The organism is Streptomyces sp. (assembly GCF_019510245.1).
Taxonomy (GTDB): domain Bacteria; phylum Actinomycetota; class Actinomycetes; order Streptomycetales; family Streptomycetaceae; genus Streptomyces.
In genome coordinates, this window is record NZ_JAEKKT010000549.1 from 1 (window position 1) to 1766 (window position 1766).

Below are 1766 nucleotides of genomic sequence, written 5' to 3' on the forward strand. Positions count from 1 at the left end.
TCGAAGAACAGCTGGAGCGTGACTATCAGCAGTGGCGGGCTGTGAGTGTGCACGCGGTGCGGATGGCTGTGGTCGACGTCGAGGAGCATGAGCTGGTGTGGATCGTCTCCTGGCAGTCCGAGGAGTTCGTACGCACTCGGACCCCTGGGCACATGCTGGTGGGCAACGGGCCGTACCTGGTCGACCGCGTCGATGGGGGACTGCACGAGATCGGCGTCGTCTCTGCGAAAACCGGAGAGTGGGAGACCGACTACCGGGCCCGGATACGTGGGCTGCCGGTGCGCACCGCGGTAGACGACCTGCACGATGCGCTGCGTGGAGTCGCCGCTGCGCGCGGACGCATGCACGCCGTGCGGACACTGCGCCAGAGGCTGCCGATGTTCTCGCCCGCGGAGGCCATCGAATACGTGACCGCGTTGCTGGACGGCAATGCGCCCGCGCGCCTGGTGGCCGTTGCCGCCAAGGAACTCGTCGAGCCCTTCAACCCGGTACTTGGGGTGAAGACTGTTCTGAACGGGGCGGTGATCCGAGCGGGTCAGAGACCCGAGGGGTGACGGGAAAGCCAGTCGGCATGCCGATCGCGCATCCGGTCCCGTTCCTCGGACGTGGCGAGGAAGACGTCGGCGCCACCGTCGTAGGGGTAGTGGATGCGCTGCATGCGGGTGTCGGCAATAAGGGCTCCTGCCACCTTTTCGTCGGCGATGTCTCGGAGCAGCTCGTCGATGCAGCCACGCCACCAGGGCCGGCGGGTGGCGAAGAGGTGGCAGTACGTGCGGAATTCAGGGTCAGGGTCGTCCTCCACCAACAGGCTCTGCCAATACCCGGTGACGGCTTGCGATGACGGGACCTCGGCTTCGGTCGTCCAGAGCGGTGTGATCACATACACGTCCGCACCAGCGAACAACTCGTCGAGGACGGTGTTGTAACGCTCCAGGATCACGGAGCTTGTACCCAACCGGAGGGCAACTGGGCCAACGCTGCTGCCACAGCTCGGCCAAAGCCGCCCGTTCGTCTTCAGACACCCGCCGCACTCGTCCTATCGCAAATGAACCCACCGACGACCATGATGCGTGGGTTCACGAACGCGAGACACCGACTTCTGCCGATGTAGCCGGTCCTTCGCGTGATCTGCAATCCCATGAGAAGGACGAGATGAGACCTCGTTCCTGGGTCCAGAGGACCAAGGCCCTGACGTCCTTCACGTTCGGCAGCCCGCCGTCCAGCCAACGCTCGCGGTGCCCCTGCCCAAGGCCCGGCAGCTGACCTGCAACCAACCCCGGTCGAGAGCCAGTTCCACCTACGTCGATGCCGCCGCCCGGACTCCGATCGAGTCCAGGGCGGCGGACACCGTCTTGCGCAGTGTCGCGGCGTCAGCGCCGGCGCGTGAGCGCAGGTTGACGCCGTAGGCAAGCAGTGCCAGCAGGTCCGCGGAGGCGCCGGGATCCGCGCCGGAGGACAGCTGTCCCTGGCGCCCGGCGGTGACGAGCGCCGCGTACATCGCACCACGCAGTTCCTGGTGGTGCTGGTCCAGAACGGCGCGCACCTCCGGGTCGCTGTTCTCCGCTCCGGCGTGCGCGTTGGAGACCATGCAGCCCCAGCGGGCGTACTCGCCCGAGCAGCGTGCCTCGATGAGGCCGGCGAAGAACTCGGAGACGGCGGGCAGTCCCCGCTCGTCCTCAGCCAGGCGCTGGAACGTCGGCTGGGACCGCTGCTCCAGGTAGCGGCGCAGCGCGGCGAGGTAGAGCTCCTGCTTGCCGCCGAACGTG

Annotated in this window: 3 protein-coding genes; 1 reads left to right on the plus strand and 2 read right to left on the minus strand. The window is 67.1% G+C overall.

The features are described 5' to 3' along the window. The coding region (locus JF597_RS55305; RefSeq protein ID WP_294014863.1) for a YrhB domain-containing protein at nt 1-554 on the plus strand (554 nt) is incomplete at its 5' end. On the opposite strand, the gene JF597_RS55310 is transcribed toward JF597_RS55305, so the two are convergent. Together JF597_RS55310 and JF597_RS55315 are read right to left on the minus strand one after the other, a co-directional pair. Next, nucleotides 536-940 carry a hypothetical protein gene (locus JF597_RS55310; protein ID WP_294014866.1) on the minus strand — a complete coding sequence of 135 codons (405 nt, stop codon included), beginning with the start codon at nt 938-940 and terminating at the stop codon, nt 536-538. The genes JF597_RS55305 and JF597_RS55310 overlap by 19 nt on opposite strands. Before the next feature lie 357 nt (nt 941-1297). After that, nucleotides 1298-1766, minus strand: a 469-nt coding sequence (locus JF597_RS55315; RefSeq protein ID WP_294014868.1) for a TetR/AcrR family transcriptional regulator, incomplete at its 5' end; no start/stop codon positions are given.